25 protein-coding genes are annotated in these 22,600 nt (G+C 45.2%); 7 read left to right on the top strand and 18 right to left on the bottom strand.

The features are described from left to right. Nucleotides 1–125: 125 nt before the first annotated feature. The gene (locus AYK67_RS11085) at nt 126–1,211 is read right to left on the bottom strand and encodes a class I SAM-dependent methyltransferase (protein ID WP_068086322.1); all 1,086 of its coding nucleotides are present in this window, start codon (nt 1,209–1,211) and stop codon (nt 126–128) included. Nucleotides 1,212–1,226: 15 nt separating this feature from the next. After that, nucleotides 1,227–2,054, bottom strand: a complete 828-nt coding sequence (lgt, locus tag AYK67_RS11080) for a prolipoprotein diacylglyceryl transferase (RefSeq protein WP_068086319.1) — start codon at nt 2,052–2,054, stop codon at nt 1,227–1,229. A gap of 266 nt (nt 2,055–2,320) precedes the next feature. Here lgt and AYK67_RS11075 point away from each other — a divergent pair, with 266 nt between their 5' ends. The 5 genes from AYK67_RS11075 to AYK67_RS11055 all read left to right on the top strand — a co-directional run bounded on the left by AYK67_RS11075 (nt 2,321) and on the right by AYK67_RS11055 (nt 5,476). Further along, the gene (locus tag AYK67_RS11075; protein ID WP_068086317.1) at nt 2,321–2,590 is read left to right on the top strand and encodes an accessory factor UbiK family protein; all 270 of its coding nucleotides are present in this window, start codon (nt 2,321–2,323) and stop codon (nt 2,588–2,590) included. 282 nt (nt 2,591–2,872) lie between these two features. After that, nucleotides 2,873–3,376 (top strand): type III secretion system chaperone family protein, encoded by a 504-nt coding sequence (locus AYK67_RS11070; RefSeq protein WP_068086315.1) that lies wholly within the window; start codon nt 2,873–2,875, stop codon nt 3,374–3,376. Next, complete coding sequence (gene proC / locus AYK67_RS11065) at nt 3,373–4,191, top strand: pyrroline-5-carboxylate reductase (RefSeq protein WP_068086313.1); 819 nt, start codon at nt 3,373–3,375, stop codon at nt 4,189–4,191. The genes AYK67_RS11070 and proC overlap by 4 nt, the downstream gene beginning before the upstream one ends. A 201-nt stretch (nt 4,192–4,392) precedes the next feature. Further along, complete coding sequence (locus AYK67_RS11060; RefSeq protein ID WP_068086309.1) at nt 4,393–5,061, top strand: hypothetical protein; 669 nt, start codon at nt 4,393–4,395, stop codon at nt 5,059–5,061. Nucleotides 5,062–5,140: 79 nt separating this feature from the next. Next, nucleotides 5,141–5,476 (top strand): tRNA-binding protein, encoded by a 336-nt coding sequence (locus AYK67_RS11055; RefSeq protein ID WP_068086307.1) that lies wholly within the window; start codon nt 5,141–5,143, stop codon nt 5,474–5,476. A gap of 24 nt (nt 5,477–5,500) precedes the next feature. Here AYK67_RS11055 and AYK67_RS11050 read toward each other — a convergent pair whose 3' ends face one another. From AYK67_RS11050 to AYK67_RS11040, 3 genes are all read right to left on the bottom strand, one after another. Beyond that, nucleotides 5,501–6,724, bottom strand: a complete 1,224-nt coding sequence (locus tag AYK67_RS11050; RefSeq protein ID WP_208976272.1) for an ATP-binding protein — start codon at nt 6,722–6,724, stop codon at nt 5,501–5,503. Between the two features lie 277 nt (nt 6,725–7,001). Then, entirely contained in the window at nt 7,002–7,712 is a 711-nt protein-coding gene (locus AYK67_RS11045) for a response regulator (RefSeq protein WP_068086525.1), read from the bottom strand. Continuing rightward, nucleotides 7,708–8,199 (bottom strand): MarR family winged helix-turn-helix transcriptional regulator, encoded by a 492-nt coding sequence (locus AYK67_RS11040; protein ID WP_208976271.1) that lies wholly within the window; start codon nt 8,197–8,199, stop codon nt 7,708–7,710. Before AYK67_RS11040 ends, AYK67_RS11045 begins: the two co-directional genes overlap by 5 nt. A 310-nt stretch (nt 8,200–8,509) precedes the next feature. Between AYK67_RS11040 and AYK67_RS11035 the strand changes: the two genes are divergently transcribed. Then, the gene (locus AYK67_RS11035; RefSeq protein WP_068086304.1) at nt 8,510–9,406 is read left to right on the top strand and encodes a branched-chain amino acid aminotransferase; all 897 of its coding nucleotides are present in this window, start codon (nt 8,510–8,512) and stop codon (nt 9,404–9,406) included. Between the two features lie 61 nt (nt 9,407–9,467). Here the strand turns inward: AYK67_RS11035 and AYK67_RS11030 are convergent, their stop codons facing one another. From AYK67_RS11030 to AYK67_RS10995, 8 genes are all read right to left on the bottom strand, one after another. Beyond that, a complete protein-coding gene (locus AYK67_RS11030) occupies nt 9,468–10,709 on the bottom strand; it encodes a multidrug effflux MFS transporter (RefSeq protein WP_068086301.1) in 1,242 nt (413 codons plus the stop codon). A gap of 189 nt (nt 10,710–10,898) precedes the next feature. Beyond that, nucleotides 10,899–11,357 carry a molybdenum cofactor biosynthesis protein MoaE gene (locus AYK67_RS11025; RefSeq protein ID WP_068086298.1) on the bottom strand — a complete coding sequence of 153 codons (459 nt, stop codon included), beginning with the start codon at nt 11,355–11,357 and terminating at the stop codon, nt 10,899–10,901. A 29-nt stretch (nt 11,358–11,386) separates the two neighbouring features. After that, nucleotides 11,387–11,638, bottom strand: a complete 252-nt coding sequence (gene moaD, locus AYK67_RS11020) for a molybdopterin converting factor subunit 1 (RefSeq protein WP_068086295.1) — start codon at nt 11,636–11,638, stop codon at nt 11,387–11,389. A gap of 29 nt (nt 11,639–11,667) precedes the next feature. Then, nucleotides 11,668–12,249, bottom strand: coding sequence for a CDP-diacylglycerol--glycerol-3-phosphate 3-phosphatidyltransferase (gene pgsA / locus AYK67_RS11015; protein WP_068086293.1), 582 nt, complete (start codon nt 12,247–12,249; stop codon nt 11,668–11,670). A gap of 178 nt (nt 12,250–12,427) precedes the next feature. Then, entirely contained in the window at nt 12,428–12,706 is a 279-nt protein-coding gene (locus AYK67_RS11010; RefSeq protein WP_068086289.1) for an HlyU family transcriptional regulator, read from the bottom strand. A gap of 20 nt (nt 12,707–12,726) precedes the next feature. Then, a complete protein-coding gene (locus tag AYK67_RS11005; protein WP_068086286.1) occupies nt 12,727–13,356 on the bottom strand; it encodes a thymidine kinase in 630 nt (209 codons plus the stop codon). A 124-nt stretch (nt 13,357–13,480) separates the two neighbouring features. Continuing rightward, nucleotides 13,481–15,517, bottom strand: coding sequence for an excinuclease ABC subunit UvrC (gene uvrC, locus AYK67_RS11000; protein WP_068086283.1), 2,037 nt, complete (start codon nt 15,515–15,517; stop codon nt 13,481–13,483). Between the two features lie 134 nt (nt 15,518–15,651). After that, on the bottom strand, nt 15,652–16,638 hold the full coding sequence (locus tag AYK67_RS10995) for a calcium/sodium antiporter (RefSeq protein ID WP_068086519.1): 987 nt from the start codon (nt 16,636–16,638) through the stop codon (nt 15,652–15,654). A gap of 471 nt (nt 16,639–17,109) precedes the next feature. Here AYK67_RS10995 and AYK67_RS10990 point away from each other — a divergent pair, with 471 nt between their 5' ends. Continuing rightward, on the top strand, nt 17,110–17,763 hold the full coding sequence (locus tag AYK67_RS10990) for an outer membrane protein (protein ID WP_068086280.1): 654 nt from the start codon (nt 17,110–17,112) through the stop codon (nt 17,761–17,763). A 215-nt stretch (nt 17,764–17,978) separates the two neighbouring features. Here the strand turns inward: AYK67_RS10990 and AYK67_RS10985 are convergent, their stop codons facing one another. The 5 genes from AYK67_RS10985 to AYK67_RS17695 form a co-directional block, all read right to left on the bottom strand. Continuing rightward, complete coding sequence (locus AYK67_RS10985) at nt 17,979–18,587, bottom strand: glutathione S-transferase family protein (RefSeq protein WP_068086277.1); 609 nt, start codon at nt 18,585–18,587, stop codon at nt 17,979–17,981. 181 nt (nt 18,588–18,768) lie between these two features. After that, on the bottom strand, nt 18,769–19,389 hold the full coding sequence (gene hemG / locus AYK67_RS10980) for a menaquinone-dependent protoporphyrinogen IX dehydrogenase (RefSeq protein ID WP_068086274.1): 621 nt from the start codon (nt 19,387–19,389) through the stop codon (nt 18,769–18,771). Between the two features lie 169 nt (nt 19,390–19,558). Then, nucleotides 19,559–20,047, bottom strand: a complete 489-nt coding sequence (locus tag AYK67_RS10975; protein WP_156453122.1) for a cytoplasmic protein — start codon at nt 20,045–20,047, stop codon at nt 19,559–19,561. 260 nt (nt 20,048–20,307) lie between these two features. After that, nucleotides 20,308–21,168: a 23S rRNA (adenine(2030)-N(6))-methyltransferase RlmJ gene (locus AYK67_RS10970; RefSeq protein WP_068086267.1), complete on the bottom strand. Its 861-nt coding sequence runs from the start codon at nt 21,166–21,168 to the stop codon at nt 20,308–20,310. A 206-nt stretch (nt 21,169–21,374) separates the two neighbouring features. Then, the gene (locus AYK67_RS17695; RefSeq protein WP_082735770.1) at nt 21,375–22,145 is read right to left on the bottom strand and encodes a cold-shock protein; all 771 of its coding nucleotides are present in this window, start codon (nt 22,143–22,145) and stop codon (nt 21,375–21,377) included. Between the last annotated feature and the right edge of the window lie 455 nt (nt 22,146–22,600).

The raw sequence follows: 22,600 nt of genomic DNA, 5'->3' as shown, positions 1-22,600 counted from the left end.
TACATATTTGGCAGCGGTTTTCCTTCTGTCAATTGTGCAAAGCCAGTAGCCCAACAGCTTTTTGTTTCGTGCAATAAGTAAAGCGCATTAAAGCCAATAGTTTTTTATGTTTTGTGATGCGCGGTCTATTCCGGAAAGGGAAGGGGAGGCTTGTTACTTTGGGTGAAAGCCAATACCTTGAAAAGGTCGCCCATTTCATTGTCTGCCGCTAGTCTTTCGACAGCTTGGCGGATGGTCGTTTGCTCGGCAATCGTTTTACCTGCACCCAGTTGGCCAGCACGTTGCAAGAGGCCTAGGTTCAGCAGAAAATTGGCCTGAGTTATGGGGCCATGACAATGCACAGATTGGGCCGTGCCGCTATTTCGCAAGCTTTCAAAGTTGACATGTGCTGTTAGGTCGGCTTCTCCTGGTGCCTCAAGTGGGGAGACATATTGATGTTGTTTCAAGGCCTGAAATGTGTCGCCGCAAGCGGTTTTGGTGTAGCCGTAATCAATCAACAGAGCTGCGCCTCCGGATTGGTGAATTCTACTGGCTATTTTTGCAGCGATAGCTTGGCTTTGTGGAGAAACTTCAAGGACTTCTCCATCTACTGCTGATTGTAAGTGTGAAGGTAATTGTTGGCTTGGCAAGGTTTTTGTACCTAAACCAAAGCAAAGCTCACCTTCAGCATTCAACCCCACAGCACGTTCGAGCCATTGTGATCCTTGCTTGATATATTGCTCGATGGGTAGAGCGTCGAACAGTTCGTTGGCAACCAAATACAAAGGTTGTTGCGGAAGCTCATCAATATGCTGGCACCACTTGATACGAGCGGTTTGCAGGCGGTTTTTCTGAACCTGTTGTAGTTTGGGGCTGGTTTCTACCAGATGGATATTGGAGGCCGCCATAAAATCGGGACGCAGTTTGAAAACACGCAGCATATCCTTCATGAGTGTGCCGCGGCCTGGACCAATTTCTGCTACGCAGACTTGCTGCGGGCTGCCATCATCCAGCCATTGTTGCAATATCCAAGCACCGATGATTTCGCCAAATAACTGGGAGACTTCAGGGGCCGTGATAAAATCCCCAGCCGTACCAAATGGTGTGGCTTGCATGTAGTAGCCGTGTTCGGGGTCTGACAGACAAATTTCCATGTAAGTTGCAATGGAAATTGGGCCTTCTAGTGCAATTCGTTGCTGCAACTTCTTTAGGAGCGGCTGGGTGGCGGGCATTCCGATAAAATATCCTTAGTTATTATTAGTGGAAGCTTTTTGGGATGCGTATATCACTGTGACTACGCCCACAAGAATCATTGGCAGGCTTAGTGCCATGCCCATGGTTAAAAAGCCACTTAAGTAGCCAATTTGTGCATCTGGCACCCGGAAAAACTCCACAAACGTTCTGGCCATGCCATAACCTATGACAAAGCTACCGGCGATAACGCCCGGTTTTTGAAGCAGTTTATAGCGATGGGAGAGTAGCCAAAGGACGACAAACAACAGAAGCCCCTCCAGAGCTGCCTCATAAAGTTGGCTGGGATGGCGTGGCAGCGGGCCGCCATTTGGAAATATAACGCCCCAAGCGAGTGTTGTTGGTTTGCCCCAAAGCTCAGAATTGATGAAGTTGGCTATGCGGCCGAAAAATAGACCTATAGGGGCGGCCAGTGCGACGAGGTCAAACATTGTCCAAACAGAGAAGTTACGTTTTCGGGAAAATAGCATTACAGCTATGATCATGCCTAGAAGACCACCATGGAAAGCCATACCGCCATGCCAGACAGCCAAGAGTTCTAGCGGGTTTTCAATGTAATAGGGCAGATTATAAAACAGCACATAGCCAAACCGGCCACCCAGCACAATTCCCAGTGTTGCCCATATGACAAAATCGTCAATTTCCTTAGATGTCGGCTTGGGTATTTGCTGCCATATTGTGTCCTTTGTTAAAATACTGTTTATGTAACGCCATGCCAGCATAATGCCTGCAATATAAGCAAGGGCATACCAACGAATTGCAAAAGGTCCAAAGCTAATGAGTATAGGATCTATTTCAGGAAACGGTATGGCAAACAAAGGCATGAATGGTTTTTCGCTTTCCAATTAAGTCAGGGCAATTAAATGCCTGAAAAAAATGTTATCAGGGTTGTATCGTATGTGTGTGGACTATAGCTGCATCTTGCGTCAATAATTAAACGTCAACTATGTCGTTTTCTTTGTTGGTGAAGCACTTTCCACCTGATTGTCTTTTCACAGGACTTTTGTTTTGCGCCGTTATAATGGATTGATCACTTGAACTTGGACGTATCAGCCCATAGGTCTAGTTAAAAGAGTAATTGGAGATAATTATGAACCAGTCACCCAACCGCCTGTTTGATGAATTTGCCAAGCTGATGAATGATGCTGCTGGTATGGCACAAGGGGCCAAGCGTGAAGTTGAGACCGCATTCCAAGCTCAGCTTGAGCGGTTTATTTCTGATATGGATTTAATTCATCGTGATGAGTTTGATGCGATGAAAGAGCTTGCAGTCAAAGCAATGGATCGGGCTGATGAGCTTGAACAGCGTGTGGCTGCCTTGGAAAAATCTTTGAGCAACAGCGAGCCTAAAGAGGATTAACGCCGCGCTTACGGGCCAGAGGTTATTGGTTTGAAAATTCTGTGGGCGATTGGCTGTCGTCCACATAAATCGTGCTGTTTGCCTTGCCTGCTGTGTATCACGAGCACCTTGGTTCGCTTTATATTGAACGCAAAACAAGGATTCGGGTTGCAGCTTACGGCTTAGTTTTTGTTTTGCTGTGGTAGTGCCTACAAGAGCACGGTTAGTGTCTGGTTCCGCAAATGTCTGAGTTATGCTGTCTGCAGCATTTTGGTTTGCATCATCATTGAGAGAGGACCGGCGATGAGCCTCATTGATTTAGAACTAGAGCAGTCTTCCTTGAACCCGGTGGATACCATTGAAAGTATTGCCGCTGTTAACGACTGGTCGTTCGAGCGCTTTAGCGATGATGAAATTTCAATAAGTGTTTCCGGTAAGTGGTGTGATTACCATGTAACCTTTTCTTGGCTGGAAGAGCTAGAAGCGTTACATATGTCCAGTGCGTTTGACTTGAAGGTGCCTAGTGCCCGTAAAATGGAAATCCTGACGCTTATTGCTGCTATTAACGAGCAGCTATGGATGGGGCACTTTGATTTATGGACGCGTGATGGTGCGGTACTTTTTCGCCAATCGCTGCTTTTGGCGGGCGGGGCTGAGGCAACAGGCCAGCAAATCGAAGTCTTGTTTTCTAATTCACTCGACACTTGTGAACGTTACTACCAAGCCTTTCAGTTTGTTGTCTGGGCAGGGAAAACTGCATCAGAGGCAATGGAAACGGCATTATTCGAGACTGCAGGCGAAGCATGAATTTAACTGAAGAAAAACCGTTGGTGCTTGTTGGCGCTGGCAAAATGGGCGGTGCAATGCTGTCGGGCTGGCTGGCTGATGGATTGAGCAACAATGCGGTTATTGTGCAAGATCCGAATTTGAGCCCTGAAATGGCAGAGCTGGTAGAGCGGTACCAGTTGCGTCATGCCTGTGAACCACTTGCTCATGTGAAAGCTGGTGTGTTGTTAGTGGCCGTAAAACCACAAATGATGGCTACGGTTTTGAATGGTCTTAAGCCTTATGTAGATGAAGAAACACTTATCGTTTCTATTGCTGCTGGGACATCAATAGCAACTTTTAAAGATGTCTTTGGTGCGGAACAGCCGGTTGTTCGCGCCATGCCGAATACACCTGCGCAAGTTGGGCGCGGGGTGACCGGTGGTTTCGCCAGTTCGCAAGTGAGCGCGGAACAAAAGGCATTGAGCGAAACACTTTTACAAGCTGTTGGTTCGTTTCATTGGGTTGATCTGGAAGAACAGATTGACTTCGTCACTGCCGTGAGTGGTTCTGGACCTGCATATTTGTTTTATATGTGTGAGTGCCTGGCAAAAGCGGGAGAACAGCTTGGTTTGCCTCCTGAGTTGGCGGCAGAATTAGCCCGCGGAACGGTGAGTGGTGCTGGTGAGTTGTTACACCAATCAGAGCTCAGCGCCGAGACATTGCGCAAAAATGTGACGTCACCAGGTGGAACAACGGCTGCTGCACTTGCTGCGCTTATGGCTGAAGATGGTATGCAGCCATTGATGAATGCAGCCGTTGCAGCTGCTGCCCAACGCGCAAAAGAGTTGGCGTAGAGGTTTTGTTTTTCTCGTGCATAATGATTGTTATGCCGATTTATGAATATGTTAAGGGGAAGGGGATGCCTTCCCCTTTTTGCACTTTTGATTGTACTGATACTTCTTATTGATTGATTTAGAGATTATTGGGTTTAGTTAGTCTTAGATTTATTGTAGCCTAGAATAATTCATACTGCGCAAGCTTAAGGAGGAATGCCAATGCCCACCGAAAAGACCAAGCAGAAAGTTCTTAATCACTTTATAAATGTGATGGGCGAAGTGAATTATACTGAAATACAATTTAGCGATATTGCGCAGCGCTGCGAGATGAGCTTAGCTGAAGTACATACCTGTTATCGTAGTCGTGATGAGTTACTTAGTGCATTCTTACATAAAGTGGATCAAGAGGTTCTCGCGAATATTGATAGTGATATGGCAGAGGAGCCTGCAAGAGAACGTTTGTTTGATGTTTTGATGACACGGCTTGATATTATGGAGAAATATCGCAAGGCATTTGCCAATATTTGTAGGGAAGCTCGATGCGAACCTTTTCTTGCTTGTCGTCTGATGAGTTTACAAAGTAGCTCGATGTTTTGGATGATGGCAGGGGCCGGTATCGAGGTGTCTGGTTTTCGGCGGCAAGCAATGGCACGAGCGCTGATGGTCGGTTTCAACCGCGTCGTACGGCAATGGTTGAAGGAGGAGGACGGGAATAATGCAAAATCCATGGCGGAAATGGACCGTATGTTGCGAGAGGGTGGCGTTTGGTTGTCTCGTGCTGATAAGCTAGAAAAACAAATTGGACCGCTGGCAAAGCGGGTTGATTGTTTCGTTCGCCAGTCACCCCTTGCGGCTTTCAAAAGGTGTCGGCGATCGCGCACTGCCTAATTGAGATGCAATGGCTTGATGAGAGGTGGTCAATATGCATCCTGACTGCCTTAGAGATGTTTTGAGATGTGGTGTTTGAATGAGTGCAACTATTGAAGATTTTTTAAAGCTTGATATTCGCCTTGGAAAAATAATTGAAGTGAATGCGTTTCCAGAAGCGCGTAAACCCGCTTATAAATTGCTCATTGATTTTGGTGCTGAAATCGGGCTGAAAAAGTCTTCGGCGCAAATTACAGGTAATTACAGTATGGAAGCGCTTGTGGGGCAGCAGGTGCTCGCAGTCGTTAATTTTCCACCCCGCCAAATAGGCAGTTTTATGTCAGAGGTACTGGTATTAGGTGTTCGCGATGAAGGTGGGGAGATTGTGCTTGCCGGAGTCGCAAAAGACGCACCCTTAGGCGCTCGCCTGCACTAAGCGGTTGCAATAATTGCCCTATTGCTAAATTGGGATACGTACGCGGACCCGCAGTCCCCCCATTGGGCTTTCGCGTAGGAAAATTTCTCCGCCATGGCCGCGCACAACATCTCTTGCAATGGATAGACCAAGCCCAGAACCGGAACTGTCTTGGTTCCTTGAGCTGTCTATGCGGTAAAAGGGGCGGAAAACATTTTCGCGTTCTTCGGGAGAAATTCCCGGACCATCGTCGTCAATCGTGACCACTAGCCAATCTGGGGTTCTATTGCCCATCATTCTAACTGTTTTGCCATGCCGGGCGGCATTTGAGATCAAGTTGAGTAAGCAGCGGCGAAATGATTGGCCTTTCAACATGACAAGTGGGTCACCTTCGAATTTTGAGGAGACGTCCGCGCCAACAACTTCGGCCTCTACTTCCAGGTCCTCTAGCAATAAAGAAACGTCAACCATTTGAGGGATTTCTTGTTTATCCCCTTTGCTGAAGGATAAGTAGTCCTCTAACATCCGGCTCATTTCATCAACATCACGGCGTAATGCTGCCACCTCCGGTGAATCGTCAAATAACGCAAGTTGAAGTCGAAAACGGGTGAGGATTGTGCGTAAATCGTGACTAACGCCAGCTAACATTGTTGTGCGTTGTTCTACATGTCGTTCAATACGCCGCCGCATATCTAAAAATGCGAGTGTTGCTCGTCTAACCTCTCTTGCTCCATGAGGGCGAAATTCTTTGACAATGCGCCCTTTACCATAGCTTTCGGCAGCATCGGCAAGCTCAATGACAGGGCGGATTTGATTGCGCAGAAACAATATGGCGATAGTAACCAACACCGTTGAGGTTGCTACCATCCAGACGATAAAGATATGAGAGTTGGAGGCGTGTGCTTGAGAGCGTCTAGCAATAAATTTGAGTGTGTGATTTTTGAGCTGTATGCGAATTTCAACAAAGCGCGAGTTGCCAATCGTGTCAATCCAGAATGGTTTCTTGATTGTGACTGCGATTTGGGAACTCATATAACGGTCTACCAAGTCAAAAAAAGGTTTTGGCTTTGGCGGTGGCAATGGCTCTTTCGGCAATACCGAGACTGTGAGATTTAAAGCCTGCGAGGCAAGTGTACGGAGTTGTTTAAAATCGGCATCTTGCGGATAGGTTTCGGCAACCTCGACGATAGCTCTTATTTCTCTTACAACAGCCTCTGATAGCCTTCGGGTGACTAGATCGTAGTGGCGCTCCAAAAAGGCGAAGGCCAAAAACGACTGCAGTAACACCATAGGTATTATGATAATAAGCAAAGATCGCGAATAAAGACCTTTGGGTAGGTGGGCGTGCAACCATTTTGTTGCACTATGGTAAGGCTTTAATAAGAGGCTAAGTATAGGTTCTATTTTTGAGTGGATTGCATTTAAGGGCGGGAGAATACTTTTCCAAAGCCGCTTGAGACTATTATGCATCCTTTCAAAAAATTTAGGGGAGCGTATCTGATGGGGCATTATATCTTCCCTAAGTCACCTTGTGCCTGCTTTGCAATTAATTATCGGTAATTAAGCGATATCCGATACCACGGACTGTTTGTAGATAAAGCGGGTTGCTCGGGTCATCTTCCAGCTTTCGACGCAGGCGGTTGACCTGTACATCGACTGTGCGTTCGCCTTGGGTGTTATCTGCACCCACCAAGTCTTCTCTGGCAACTGTTTGTCCCATGTTTTGAGCGAACAGGTTCAGGATTTGCTTTTCCCTATCCGTAAGGCGAATGTGCTCTTCATCCTTTTTTAGCTCGCCGCGCTCTGGGTTATAACGAAAGGGCCCGAAATTCATTGCTTGGGGTTTAGCTGTTGAGCGAGGGCCGCCACGGCGGAGAATTGCCGATATGCGTAGGAGCAGTTCTCGGGGCTCAAAAGGTTTGGCAACATAGTCATCGACACCGGCTTCCAGGCCGCTGATTCTATCTTCTGTTTCAGAGCGGGCTGTGAGCATGAGTATGGGTATTGCACTTTTTTGTCTTAAATCCTTGGCAAGTTCTAAACCGCTTTCTCCCGGCATCATAACGTCTAAAATAAGAAGGTCGAACTCCAAGCCTTTCATGCGGCGCCGTGCTTCTGCTGCATCTGCCGCAGCTGTAACCCGAAAACCATTTTCGCCCAGAAATCGCTTTAGAAGGTCGCGGATGCGGCTGTCGTCGTCAATCAATAGGAGATGCGGGGCATTATCTTCAGGTGGTGTTGCTGCATTCACTTTAATTCTCCCCCGCTGTGCTACTTGCAATCATTTTAGCAACCAAATTGCGTTGGTCCTCATTAATCATGAGATATAGAAATTGCTTTATGGTTTCATCGCTGCCTTCTGGCATTAACGCTATGGTTTCATTGATGCGCTGTGTTTGCAACTTTGATAAGCCGGTACAAAGCCCGTTTCCTTTATCTGTTGTGTATAGTAAGCGCTCTCTTCGATCTAACTGGCCAGGTTCTTGCGTGATATAGCCATCATCAACCAGTTGCTTGAGGACCCTTCCTAAGCTTTGCTTGGTGATTCCCAAAATATTGAGCAAATCTGAAACACGTAAACCGGGGTTACGATGCACAAAGTGCAAAATTCTGTGATGTGCACGGCCGTACCCTATTTTATCGAGCAGTATATCTGGGTCACTTGTGAAGTCGCGATAAGCAAAGAACAGCAATTCAATGAGATCAAATCGAGGCTTTTCACTTTCGGCCTTTACCATGCCCATGGGTTCTCCAGTTTATGCCACAAAACTATCCCTCAAAAAATGGGTAAGCTATGTTGACTTATTTTTGCAAAGTTGTTACCTATATGGTGTTAACGGCGCAATGAAACAATAATTATTACAGATTAGGTTTTCGATTATTACCATTCTGTACTCTGCTTCATTTGCACTGTTGGGTTTGTGTCTCTTGCCGATTTATTAGGACAGTGACACTGACTATCTATTATCAGTTTTCAGTTGAACAGGCCATGTTTGTCGGCTCATGCTTGATAGACACTGTGAATTGTTCGCCATTTTTGGAAAGAGACAGGTTATGGCGGGTATCCCTTTTGACCAGCGCGATGGTGTAATTTGGTATGATGGAAAGTTGGTTCCTTGGGCTGAGGCGAAGGTGCATGTGCTTTCGCACGGCCTTCATTATGCCAGCTCGGTATTTGAGGGACAGCGCGCATATGGTGGGAAAATTTATAGGCTGCAAGAGCATACAGAGCGATTGTTGTTCTCTGCAAGAGAGTTGGGCTTTGAAATTCCCTACAGCGTTGAAGAAATAAATAGCGCTTGTGAGTTGCTCATGAAAGAGCAGGGACTTGTGGATGCCTATTTCCGCCCTGTGGCTTGGCGCGGTAGTGAAGCAATGGGTATTGCCGCGCAGAAAAACACAATTCATCTGGCAATTGCTGCTTGGGAGTGGCCTAGCTATTTCTCTCCGGAAGAAAAGCTAAAAGGTATTCGTCTGGATATGGCAACCTACCGCCGTCCAGACCCGGCAACTATACCATTTCGGGCAAAAGCGGCCGGCCTATATATGATTTGTACGATTTCCAAACATGCGGCTGAGGCTAAAGGCTATACCGACGCATTGATGTTGGATTACAAAGGCGATGTTGCTGAAGCGACAGGTGCCAATGTGTTTTTTGTCAAGGATGGCAAAATCCACACGCCTAAACCTGACTGTTTCCTTGACGGTATCACACGGCGCTCTGTTATCGGGCTTGCGAAAGCACGCGGCATTGAAGTGATTGAACGTGTGATTAAACCTGAAGAGCTCGCCGACTTTGAGCAGTGTTTCTTAACGGGTACGGCTGCTGAAGTGACACCAGTGAGCGAAATTGGACCTTATAATTTTGTTGTTGGTGACATTGTTAAACAGCTGGTTGAAGATTACGCTGTTGAAGTACAACCTAAAAATGCGGCTCAAGCTGCAGAGTAAGTCCAAGTGAAATTCACATACGAGACTTTCAATAATTGGGGGCAGTTGCCCCCTTTTTGCGTTAGTCGTCGTCGTGTTTTGGTGTGAAGAGGCGTTGTCCTTCTGTGAAGTAAACGACAATCACAGCAAGAGAGCCAAGCACAGCGCTGCCTAATGTTAACGGAATTGTGGTGTCATTGAAACTTGCACCGATAGCAGCGCCAATTAATGCGCCAACAAGTGTGGTGAAGAATACAATTAGCGAAGAGGCTGTGCCGGCGATATCGCCAATTGGATCCATAGCCATGGCATTACAGTTACTCCCCACAAAACCAAAGAAGAACATTGTGAGTGCTTGAAGGATAACAAAAGTTACTATGGTTTGATGGCCACTGTAGGCTAGGAAACTGTTGATCAATGCGCAGAGCGTGAACATTAATAGGGCACCGTGGGCAAGCTTTCGCATACCAATTTTCCGAACTAAGGTGGCATTTAGATAAGCGGCCAGAGACATAGTCACCGCGATGCCCGCAAAGATAATTGGAAATGCTTTTCCCATATCGAATATATCGACCATGATCTGCTGAATTGAATTAATAAAGCCAAACAAAGCTCCCATGATTAGGGAAATGGCGAGCATGTAACCAAAGCTAATTGGTGTTACAATCACCTTTTTATAGGCATAATATATAGTTTTAAGGTTGAATTTATTACGCTTTTCAGGTGGTAGACTTTCTGGTAGGCGGAATTGCAGCCATATAAGTAAAAGAACACCAAACGAAGTTAGGACGATGAAGATTGCGCGCCATGGGGCCATTAGCAATATTAACTGCCCAATTGAGGGGGCAATTATGGGAACTGCCATAAAAATCATCATTGCTAATGACATAACCCTGCCCATATCACGGCCAGAATACCAATCGCGTACCATGGATATTGTTAGAACGCGTGGTGAAGCTGCACCTATACCTTGAAGCACTCGCGCTGCCAGCATATGCTCGTAGTCTGTGGCAAAAATAGATAGAATTCCTCCCAAGCTATAGATAAGCAAGCCAATAATCAGCAGTTTTCTGCGGCCAACGGCATCTGATAGTGGTCCGAACAGTAGTGATGCAGCTGCCATACCAATGAGATATGCAGTGATAATGAGCTGTCGGTCATTCTCGTGTATTACGTTTAATGCTTCGCCCATCTGGGGAAGTGCAGGCAACATGGTATCAATTGCTAGGGCGTTAAGTGCCATCAAGGCAGCAACAATTAATATAAACTCGATAAAAGAAAGAGCGTTAGATGAATTTTTATCATTAGGCGCAGATGGAGCCATGTTTAAACCTGCTGTGTTGTTGGTGCACAGTTCATACTAGAAAAAGTGTGATAATTCGTTGAAACCGTATGGGAAGGTTAGGAAACAATTAGGAGAAAATAAGAAAACAAGTCAAGGCAATAAAGTGGTTAATGTGTTAACATTCTTATTTGCAAGGGGCGGCTCTCCAAAAAACACACAACCGTCTAATTATTGCCAACGCTTGGTGTCTTCTTCATCTTCTTGTTTTGCCTCAACCCAGCCGCCAGTCTGGCCGTCTAGAAAATGCTCTTTTTTCCAGAATGGCGCTTTTGTTTTGAGGAAGTCCATTAAGAAATCAGCCGCTTCAAATGCTGCCCTGCGGTGTGCTGAACAGGCAATAACCAGTACAATTTGCTCGCCAGCGGGGATTTTTCCAAAGCGGTGTATCACGGTAAGCCCTGTTAATGGCCATCGTTCTACGGCTTGCTGGCAATAAAAGCTGATCTGTTTTTCTGCCATACCAGGAAAGTGTTCGAGCTCAAGGGCTGCTAAGGTTTGATTTTCATCACGGCATAACCCTGTAAAGCTGACAATTGCGCCAATGTCTTTACGATTTGCGCTGAGGGACTTTGTTTCCTCTTCGCAATTGAAATTCTCTTCTTGAACGCGGACTTTAAATGCAGACATATCTTTTCCCCTCGCTAAATGAAATCGTACTAGCCGCCAGTCATCGGGGGAAAAAAGGCGATTTCTTTTGCATCTAACAAGGGCTGCGTTATTTCAACATGCTCTTGGTTTATGGCAACGCGAATAGTCTCCGGTTGCTCGAAAGCGTAAGCATATCCTTCGTCAATTCGGCTTAACCAAGCAATTAAATCTGCTACAGTAACTAAGTTTTCCGGGAGATCGCGCTCTTCTTCGGCGGTACCAATACGTTCGCGTAACCAAGCGAAATAGCGAATTTTCATTGTTCTTACTCCTGCTTGTTTAACGCAGTTTATGTTTGTTCTTCATTTACCAAGTGGCCAATGCTGGCTTTGAAATAATCGTAGCCGGTATAGATGGTCAATATAGCCGAGATCCACAAAAGGGTTATACCGATTTCAGTTGTTTTCGGCAGGATAATATTACCTGCAGGACCTACAAGAAGAAAGCCGAGGGCAAGTAATTGTGTTGTGGTTTTCCACTTTGCAAGTTTTGTAACGGGTACAGAAACTTGTAGTGCAGCTAGGAATTCTCTCAGTCCAGAAACAAGAATTTCACGGCAAAGAATGATTAGAGCTGCAATTACTGATACGCTGCCTATTGTACCTTTCCATGTCAATATGAGAAGGCAAACAGAGACCAACAGCTTATCTGCAATCGGGTCAAGCATTTTTCCGAGTGAAGATTGTTGCTTCCAGGCTCTGGCAAGATATCCGTCAAAAAAGTCTGTTATAGCTGCAAATGCAAATATGAAAAAGGCGACCCATCTGGCTGTATGCCCTGGGAAGTAGAAGGCAATGACTACCGCCGGAACTGCAAGAATTCTCAGGTAGGTAAGTACGTTGGGGAGTGCAAAAAGTGTTTGGCGTGACATATTACCCTAACTGACTTGCCGTTGAATGCTCAGATCATGTTTAAATATTATGGTAATGACTACATAAACATAGATAGCCCTTGATACAACGATGAATTTATGCAGCCTTTGTATATCGTGTATGACATGCCTTCTATTTTGGTGGGTTTGTTAAGGGCTGGGTTGGAGAAACGCAACTTCATGCTTGATTGAAAATATCTTCTCCGAGTTCATCAATTATTTGCTTTGCTTTTCGTAGGCTGTGGGCTTGAGCCTCTTCTTTTGTGGCATGAGTATCGGCACGAATGAACTCATGCTGCTTGTTTTCGCCATCAATTTGTTTGGTTATTATGCCCTGTGTTTGCCAAGTACCCCCACGCTTTGCCGGGTTGGGTTGTATTTCGAAGCCCTTGTAGACTTCTTTTTGTTTTTTTTCTGGTTGTTGTTTGCCGGCGAATAAACGAGAGAATAAAGACATGTCACTATCCTTTTTTCGAATTATGCGGGAAGGCATTTGAGGTCCTGTATTGGGGGCTCTTCGCCAAGCTGAGAACTTAACTGGCGCTTTGACCAGTGGGAGCGACATAGTGAAATGTATGTTTGCTCGCCGCCAATCACAACTTGGTCGCCTTCTTCCAAGATCTTCCCTTGCTCGTCCAATCTGGCGACCATTGTTGCTTTACGTCCGCACCAGCATATGGTTCTGACTTCGCGCAGGATGTCCGCAATAGCTAATAGCGCTTCGCTACCAGGAAATAGCTTCCCTTGAAAATCAGTCCGTAAACCATAGCACATAACTGGTATTTTTAAATCGTCTGCCACACGAGCCAGTTGCCAAACTTGCTGCTTAGACAGAAACTGTGCTTCATCCACAAATACTGCACTAAGTTTTTCTAATTTATGCTGTTTTTGGACTGTTTGGAAGAGGTCAAGATTGTCATCATAGATTTGGGCCTGAGCGTTCAGGCCAATACGGGAAGAGATTTCACCCACACTTGTTCTGTCATCAATTGCAGCTGTAAAAAGCAATGTCTGCATTCCCCGCTCCTGGTAGTTGTAGGAGGCTTGGAGAAGCAAGGTCGACTTACCTGCATTCATAGCAGAGAAATTAAAGTATAGCTTTGCCATATGCGGATCTTGATGGTCCCTAGGTTAGATGCTGTTTGATGCTTTCTTACAGAGATTCGCTGCCGGGTGTGGCACATCACAATGTTACTAACAGGCAATGCACGATAGTAGGGGTTGTCGCCGACTATTCATGAAAATGATTGTAGATTATGCGAGCGATTTTAGCCGAAATACCCTCAACGGCTTCCAGGTCCCCCAAGCCTGCTCTCGAAACAGCTTTTGCAGAGCCAAAGTGGCGTAACAGAGCTCGTTTTCTTGCCGGACCTATGCCTGTAACTTCATCAAGCGGGTTGGCAAGGTTTTCTTTTTTTCGCTTACTTCTATGTGTGCCAATTGCAAAGCGGTGTGCTTCATCGCGTAAGCGCTGAACAAAGTACAGAACTGGATCTCGCTCCTTGAACATAAAGCTTGGCTTGCCATGAATGAAGAACTTTTCTTTGCCTGCGTCTCTGTCGGGGCCTTTAGCAATACCAACAAGCGGGATATGCGTTATACCGATTTCTTCCAGAGCAGTGCGCACAGCCTGGAGCTGACCCTGGCCACCGTCGATTAGTACCAGGTCTGGCCATTGGGGGATATCGGTCGTTTCCGATTGCGAGAGCTGCTCTTGGTCTCGTTCTTGGTGGTTGTTGGTTGTATTCGCAGCTGCATCTCGAAAGCGTGCCGTTGAATTGATTTCGTCTGGGGCCTCTTTCAACAAGCGCTTAAATCTTCTTGTTAGGACTTCGCGCATCATGGCGTAATCATCGCCTGGAGTTGTCTCGCTGGCGTTGATATTGAATTTGCGATATTGCTTTTTTGCAAAACCTTCTGAGCCAGTAACGATCATGGCACCAACAGCGTGGGCACCTTGGATATGCGAGTTATCATAGACATCTATACGACGAGGTGGACGGTCTAGATTAAATGCCTCGCCAACTCCTTTGAGCAAGCGCGTTTGGCTGGAGGTCTCGGCCAGTTTTCTACCCAATGCTCCCTTAGCATTGCTTAAAGCGTGATCAAGCAGCTCTTTCTTTTCGCCTCGTTTGGGTTGGATTACCTCAATTTTTCTGTTCGTGCTGGCAGATAAAGCTTGTTCTAGCAAGCTTTGCTCTGGCAATTGATGTGAGATCAAAACCAGTTTGGGTACCGGTTTGTCCCCATAAAACTGGGTTATAAAGCTTTGCAGTATCTCTTCTGCTTCATAGCTTTTATCGGCCTTTGGAAAATAGGAGCGATTGCCCCAGTTTTGCCAAGTCCTGAAGAAAAATACCTGAATGCACGACTGACCACCTTCATTATGAAGCGCAAAGACATCTGCCTCCTCTGTATTTTGAGGGTTAATGCCTTGGTGTGATTGCACATGGGATAGGGCCGAGATGCGGTCGCGAAAAACGGCGGCTGTTTCATAGTCCCGTTGTTCGGCTGCCTCTTCCATTGCTGTTGCCATGTCTTTTTTAATTTGATGAGAACGGCCGGAAAGAAAGGCCTTGGCTTCTTTCACCAGTTGATTATAGCCATCCTTAGATATTTCGTTTGTGCAAGGGGCTGCACAACGTTTGATTTGATATTGCAGGCAAGGACGTGAGCGATTGGCAAAGTAACTATCAGTACAGTTTCGAAGCAAAAATGCTTTTTGCATTGCGGTTATTGTGTCGTTAACTGCGCTGGCATTGGCGAAAGGACCAAAGTAGTCGCCTTTTCGTGTACGTGCGCCACGGTGCTTAATAAGTGCTGGGGAGGGATGATCGGAGCTGACCAGAATATAGGGAAAGGACTTGTCGTCTCGCAACAAAACGTTAAAGCGTGGTCGTAGCTGCTTGATAAGGTTTGCTTCAAGAAGAAGGGCTTCTGGCTCAGTTTCCGTTTCGATAAATTCCATGGAACTTGTTGCCATTATCATACGCATGGTGCGGTTGGGCTGCCCTTGCAAACGCGTATAGCTGGAGACCCGCTTTTTTAGAGAACGCGCTTTACCAACGTAAAGGACGTTTTCTTGCGCATCCAGCATACGGTAAACGCCAGGCCCCATTGGTAATCGCTTCACGAAATCTTTAATGACTTCAACGCCGACCTTGACAGGTTCTGTTTTCGTGGAGGTGTCGCTATTTGCTATTGTATCTGAATTATCGCTATCAAAATTTGTTGTTTTATTAGGAACTTGCGGGTCTGGTTTGTTCATCATCTAATCATTGCTGGTAGGAGCGAAGCCTAATGATAATTTAGTTATGTGTTGTGTTGCCCATATTGTAGCATGGAAAACACAACAAGAACAAACCGGCTGTATTGTTGCGTAATCTATTGGAGGAGGAAGGGTTAAGCCTTTCCGAGAATAAATACCGCATAAGTGTACGCAATATAGCTTATGGTTAGAAAAAGCCCCCATCGGCGCCCAAGCTGCTTGCCATGTGTTGCAAAATACAGGACCAGACCCGCGCACGAGAGCATAACCCAAACATCAAAGTCTATTAACTGTTGCGGTATTGGAACGGGCGTTATGATACTTGTTATGCCCATAATGGCGAGAATATTAAAGATGTTCGAGCCGATGACATTTCCAAGCGCGACTGCTGAGTGGTTACGCATAGCGGCCATTAATGTCGTTGATAATTCGGGCAAGGATGTGCCGAGAGCTACAACAGTTAGGCCTATTACCGCATCTGTGACGCCCCAAGAACGTGCTAAGACGGTCGCCCCGTCAATCGCAAACTTGGCGCTGATGGGTAAGCCGATTAGACCAACAATAATAAAAGCAACAGAAACCCATGTTTTGCTTGGTATGGATTCTGGGTCTATGTCCTCCACGTCCAACTCATCTTTCTCTTCGTTTTGTATCGCCTTGTTGAGATCACGATGTTGTTTGGTTTCGAGGAAAGATTCGTAAAGGAAGTAGCCTAGAAATGTGAGAAGGATGAAGCCTGCTTTTAATCCAAGAGTTCCTTGCATCATTAGGATTACAAAAACAAATGATATAAATATCATGAATTTGGCGCTTTTGAGCGCACCGTTTTCATTGCAAGAAGTTGAAAATAAAAGCGCTGGAAGACCTAGCACCATTAGAACGTTGGCAATATTTGAACCAACGATATTTCCTATGGCAATGCCACTATTGCCGTTTAAGGACGCCTTAATGGAAACCATGAGCTCTGGTGCTGAAGTGCCAAACGCCACAATTGTTAAACCGATAATCATCGAGGGGATGCCCAGCTTCTGGGCGATACCAACAGCGCCGCGTACCAGCAAATCGCCGGTAAAAATGAGTGCTGTCATGCCCCCTATGAGGTAAATATATCCATGTGGCATTATTGTTTCCGATTTTACCTTTGCAGCCGTAGCCGATGCCATTATCTTAGCATTTTAATTAATTGTTATAGCACTCGTTCTCATGGGAATGCCTTATACCTATACATGTAATAGTGTTGTGCGCTTACACCCTTTTGCGCCTTCAAGCTATTACACTTGGCTATATAGGCATTGAAGGTGCTTGCTTGAAGGGGCATATGTGAAAATGAATAGATATCTGTTGGATATTCAACAGATGAAATAAACTGTAACCGTGTGTGAAGGCTTATCTACAGCGCTTGTGTGCACGTAGTGCTATAAAAATCAATTAGTTAAAACCAATGACATAAACTTACCTAGATTTGTCTCAATTTTTCCTTTTTTTGCCTCAGGTTGTAACACATTGGGCTCCCATATCTTAAGCATCTTCAAGGCCCGGGGCATCTAGGGTCTTGGTTGTTAGATGATAAAGAGATACTTTGGAGCTGAGTAATGCTGCGTACAACCACTTTAACTGCTATTACCTTGGGTTTGCTTTCTACCAGTGCTTTTGCTGCGGATTTACCGCAGGAACAAGCGCCGGTAGCTTATGACCAAGCAGTAACCTATGATACATATGACTGGACCGGTGCTTATGTTGGTGGGAATGTAGGTTGGGGTTTTGCTGGTGTCGACGGCAAAGGAACCTCAGTTGGTGCCCTGGATGATAATAATAACGGTGCTAGTGTCGGTGTTCATGGTGGTTATAACTTTATGGTGACACCAAACATCGTTGTCGGTGCTGAGGCTGACATTCAATACAATGATATCAATAATAAGGTTGGCGATTCCCGGTTTTCTTCCAGCTGGAATAGCTCCGTTCGAGGCCGCGCCGGTTATGCTGTTGATCGCACATTGTTTTACGGTACAGCGGGTGTTGCGATTGCCGAGTTCGAAGCGAAAGATGCTGGCGTAAAAGATAGTAAAACCGCAACCGGTTATACATTAGGTGCTGGCGTTGAGCACGCTCTTACGGATCAGCTGGTTACACGTGTTGAATACTCTTACCAAGATTTTGGTACACAAAAGTTTGATTTGGGTTCAGGGCCAGAAAAAGCCGACCTTAAAGAGAACCTCGTTCGTGCCGGTTTGAGCTATCGCTTCTAAGCTTAATACATAATTGGCAAAGAGGGGTGTGAATGCGCCCCTTTTTGTTTGATGAATATTAAAGTAGTTTGTGATTTCATAGAAGCAATCAAACTGCTTTAACCATTATTTTACAGGTACTCTTACCCGAAAAACGATAGGAATTTTCGGAAATACGCTCTATCCCTTATAAAGCGTGGAAGAGTTTTGACCCACCCTATTATATTTCCTCGCTACTATACGCATTTTGTCGCATTAAATTCAGGTATATTAGCGGCAAAATCTTCTAGCCACTCTACGAGTTGCGGATAATCGTTACGCCAAAAACCTTCCATTCTCAAATCTAAATAGCCTAGTGCACAAGCAAGTGCAATTTGCGCTCCATTTGGGGAACTGTGCTTTATTTTTTGAAGAGGGTTGGTTGAGAAAGCATCTAATGCACGTATAATCTTTTGTTTTTGATAGGAAATGAGTTCTTCATTTTGCTTTTGTTCTTCATGGAACCGTTTTTCATAAACGATTTGAATTGCTGCATCACAAATACCATCAGCTAGGGCCTGTTTCGTCAGGACTTCAAATCGCGCTGCACCTGCAGGATAGAGCTTTTCGCCGCCTGCCAGAAAATCCAAATACTCGGTTATTACCCTGCTATCGTACAGTGTTGTTGCGTCTTCAAGGATAAGTACGGGTATCTTTCCTAAAGGATTTTGTTGCCGCAAACTGTCGGTTTCTGAGGTGTAATCTGCCTGTTCTACAGTGATTTTATCTTTAAATCCTAAAACGGCGGCAGCGATAACTACTTTTCGCCCAAATGGAGAAGGGGGGGCACTTCTTAAAACCAGCATACTACGACCTCTTAGGGTATATGTTTAAAAATTGCAGTGAGTAATATTTTAAGCAGATCTTTAAAGAGCTTGCAAATTTTTGTTTTGACCCCGCACCCAATACGTTGTTCTCCCTTAGAACGGTTTATGGATTGCTGCAAAGCCAATGTTTAATGAAGTAATCATTTTGTAGTTTTCAAAACTAAATGAGAGCGCGTTTATGTTTTGCTGTCTTGGGCCAGTGCGATAAGTCTTTTGCGAAGCTTTTGACTTTTCGCCAGTCTGTAAAAACGTGGTTTTGGGAGGTATCTGTGGGACCTTTTGTCAGTTTCATTATTGCAAGGAGTGCGATTTTACTCATTAGTCCCAGTTTGGGGTAGTTTACCGCGCCTGCAAATACCTCTGTAATACTAGGGCGAAATTGCTGATGTTTTAAGAATTTTTGGAGATAGATATTGGTATTTGGTGTGCTCTTTTCTTTATGACGCGCTAATAGATTGACTGAAAAGAAAGCAGTTTGGTGGCAATGAAGCTTTGCTTTGTTTAAATTTATGAACTTACTTACTGCACAATGATGATAACCAAAGTGAATTGGTGCCCCAATGATGATTTTTGTTTCTTTAGGAAGTGCCGGTATCGATTCTGAACCTGTAATGAGAGGCAAGTAGTGGCATGTGTGCCCTTCGCTTTCGAGTACTGAAGAAATAGTTTTTATTATTTCCCGTGTTTGGCCTTCTCGTGTGGCGTAAACTAATAAGTATGTATAGCTTTCCGATGTCTCTTGCCCTAAGTGGGTGTTTGTAGGTGTTGTGAGTTGTTTCATAGTAAACCGGATCTCTCAAATAGCTTGGTAAAATTTAATTCTTATTAATATCAAATAAAATTGAAATAAAATCAAAGGTATATACACGTAGATAATGCCGGTTGCGCATAGGCGTTAAGGGTCCAAACTATGAAGCGAAATAAACGCCCTGTTTAGTGGTAGGAGGGGCTTAGTGGTAGGAGGGGGGTCTTACAACCCTGCATTTGCCGCCGTAAACATGGTATTTATCCAAGCCTAATATGCAAACTTCAACATCCCAAGTGACACCGAAGAGCCCCAAATCCTCTACGATACTGAAATATAGCTGGTAGTTTTGACCGTCGGAAAGTGTTGCAGCTGCTTGACAATAGCGCCTTGCTAATGGGCTTGGGTTATCAATGCGATAGCCTGTTTCTTGTATCAAGTGTAGTGCCTCAAGCTCTCTACCTTCATAGTAGTCGTAGAAAGCCTTTGCAATACGGCTGGCAACAGCGGATTGTGACGATGTGGCATCGCAATAGGGTATGCGATCGTTGGGTGTGGTGTAAGCCGTTGGGTTTTTATGGTTATAGTCGGCGGCTTGTGCACTTTGCGTTAAGCTCGCTATTGAGAGTGTTGCCAGTGCTATAGCCAAACTCCCTAGGATGATCTTCATGATCTTGTGCAAACTATTTCGCAAAACACGCTCCTTTGTTTTACCGAAACCCTATTGTACGCCCAAGAATATTTTGCGTCTCGTATTTATTGAGATGCGAACCACACCGGCTAAGCTAGCAAATTGATAAAGGTCAACATTTGCAGCCTTTTTCACCCAGTCGATAAAACGATTTATTTGTCCCAACAATAAAACATGAGCATCGGCTTTATAACTACCTGCGAGATTGGCTTAAAATGCCAGTTTATGCAATTTCTCAATTCTCGCAGGTAAATTGCCAGTACTTACTCGGGTATGAGTTGCTCGAGTTTAAAATAGGCTTCGTTTGATTGGGCGAGGCACTTGGTGAGCCAAGGCAAGGCGCAATCAAGTTGTTGCTTAAGTGTGTATGGCGGATTGATAATAAACATGCCACTGGAGCGCATGGGTTGATCAGGAGAGATGCGACCAGCTGATAATTCAACACTTAAGAGATTTTTGACACCCTTTGCTTTTAAGCCCTGCGATAACCTTTTAACCGATCTCGGGTCTTTCACCGGAAACCAGAGTGCGTAAACACCGGTTGCCCACTTTTTGTAGGCTTTTGCGGTGGCTTGTTCCAAGCGTTCGAATTCGTCTTCAACCTCATAGGCTGGGTCAACCAAAACCAAACCGCGGCGTTCACGGGGAGGAAGGAAGCTACCGAGCGCCAACCAGGCATCAAGTTGTATTAGTTTTGTTTTTTTATCACCACCGAAGTTGTGCTTTAACTGCTCAAAATCATTTGGGTGTAGTTCAGTCAATGTCAGGCGATCTTGTTTTCTTAGCAGACGACGGCTGATTTCTGGTGATCCAGGATAGCAGGTAATTGTCCCTTGTTCGTTCATATCGGTAATAGTTGTAAGCCAAGGGGCTAACACGGCTTCAACAGATGCTGGTATTTTCTTTTCTTGTTTTGCTGTTAAGACCTTGCCGACCCCAGCTTGCCACTCGCCTGTTTTCTGGGCTTCTTCGCTGGTTAAATCGTATAGGCCTATACCTGCATGGGTATCGAAGACACGAAATGGGGCTTCCTTCTTCTGCAAATACCGAATGATGTTGGCTTGAACAATGTGTTTAAGTACGTCGCCTATGTTTCCTGCATGGTAAATGTGGCGATAATTCATAGGCGTTATTTCCTGTTTCAAGTGCTGAAATGGATAAAACGATATTCCGATGAATTGTCAAGTTACTCTAAACAAGAACCGTTTTTGAACGCAGTACGGGTATTGCGCTTTGCCAGCACATTGTAAGCAAAGCAAAACATATAATGGCAGATGCCAGTGGTAAAAGTAGTGTAGGCAGCAATGTGACCACACTACTTAATTGCTATCTAGTCTACTTCGTCGGGCATGGGCTGGTCCCAAACCACCTCAGGCTGTTCACTGCTATGATGATTGTTAGCTTGCGGTGCGTTTTGCGGCGTTTGCTGTTGCTGGCTTGCACCTTGAGCTGGAGCTTGGGAAGCTTCTTCTAGCCGCAGTTCGACAGCTTTGGGGCCTTTGCCGCGTCTGTCGGGTTCGGTTTCAAATGAAATTCTTTGCCCGCTAAACAAGTTATTGAGCCCTGATCTTTCAACCGCTGAAATGTGGACAAAAACATCATTGGGGCCTTCATCCGGTGTGATGAAACCAAAGCCTTTATCAAGCTTGAAAAATTTTACTATTCCATACTGCCTTGGACCACGCTCAACAGGGGGATAGGAGCGCCTCGGCCCACCACTATTACCGCCGCCATGATTGTTACCATGGTCGCCGCCAAAACCACCGCGCTCATTATTATTGCCATAGCCGCTGGCTTGATAAGCTGGTGATGGTTGTTGGGCGTAAGGCTGGGAGCGGTTTGCACCGCGTTGTGAATTGGCATTATAGCCACCTGCACCAAAACCTCTATCTGCCATATTGTTATTTGAAGATCTGGAGTTATCAGGGGTGTTGTACTGGGAATTATTTGCGTTTCCCCATGAATCCCTTGAGTAATCTCTTGGGGATTCCTGCAAAAATTCTGGGGGAGCAAACTCTGTACCAAATTCCTGTTCAGCACCAAATTCGCGCTTGCCGCCCCGTTTGTTGCGAGTGCGACGACCCGAATTCCCATTATGCATTACAATATCGCCTTTCCTGCGGGTACTTCCTTCTCGCCCGCAACTCAAAAAGCCACTATCAAAAATAAGGACATACAAGTCCATCCAAAGAGAATTATGGCGAATTCCTTAGGACCCGATTTGCCAACTAATAATTAGCAAGGACGGTGCTCTACGTAAGAGATAGTCTATCATAAGTGGCAGTTGGGTCTTTGAGCAAGTATTTATAGTGAAAATATAGCTGTCACCCCTGTAAATTTATGGGTATTATCATTTTTATACTTTTTCTTTCAAATTGTATTGTGTTTTAAAGATATGATTACAGAGTATAACAATTAATTTGTTTCAGGTAATTCGTGATAAGAGTGAATTTTCATTGTTAATGATGCTTATAGTAGGATCGGGATAGGCGGAAAATTAGGCCGTGGTCGTTAGTCGCTGTCATCATTTCTAAAATGAAAGTGGTTCTTCGAAAA

Origin of the sequence: Polycladidibacter stylochi, assembly GCF_001562055.1 — a bacterium.
GTDB classification, from domain to species: Bacteria; Pseudomonadota; Alphaproteobacteria; order Rhizobiales; family Stappiaceae; genus Pseudovibrio; species Pseudovibrio stylochi.
Note: the sequence above shows the minus strand (reverse complement) of the source record. Positions and strands in the feature narration are given on the sequence as shown.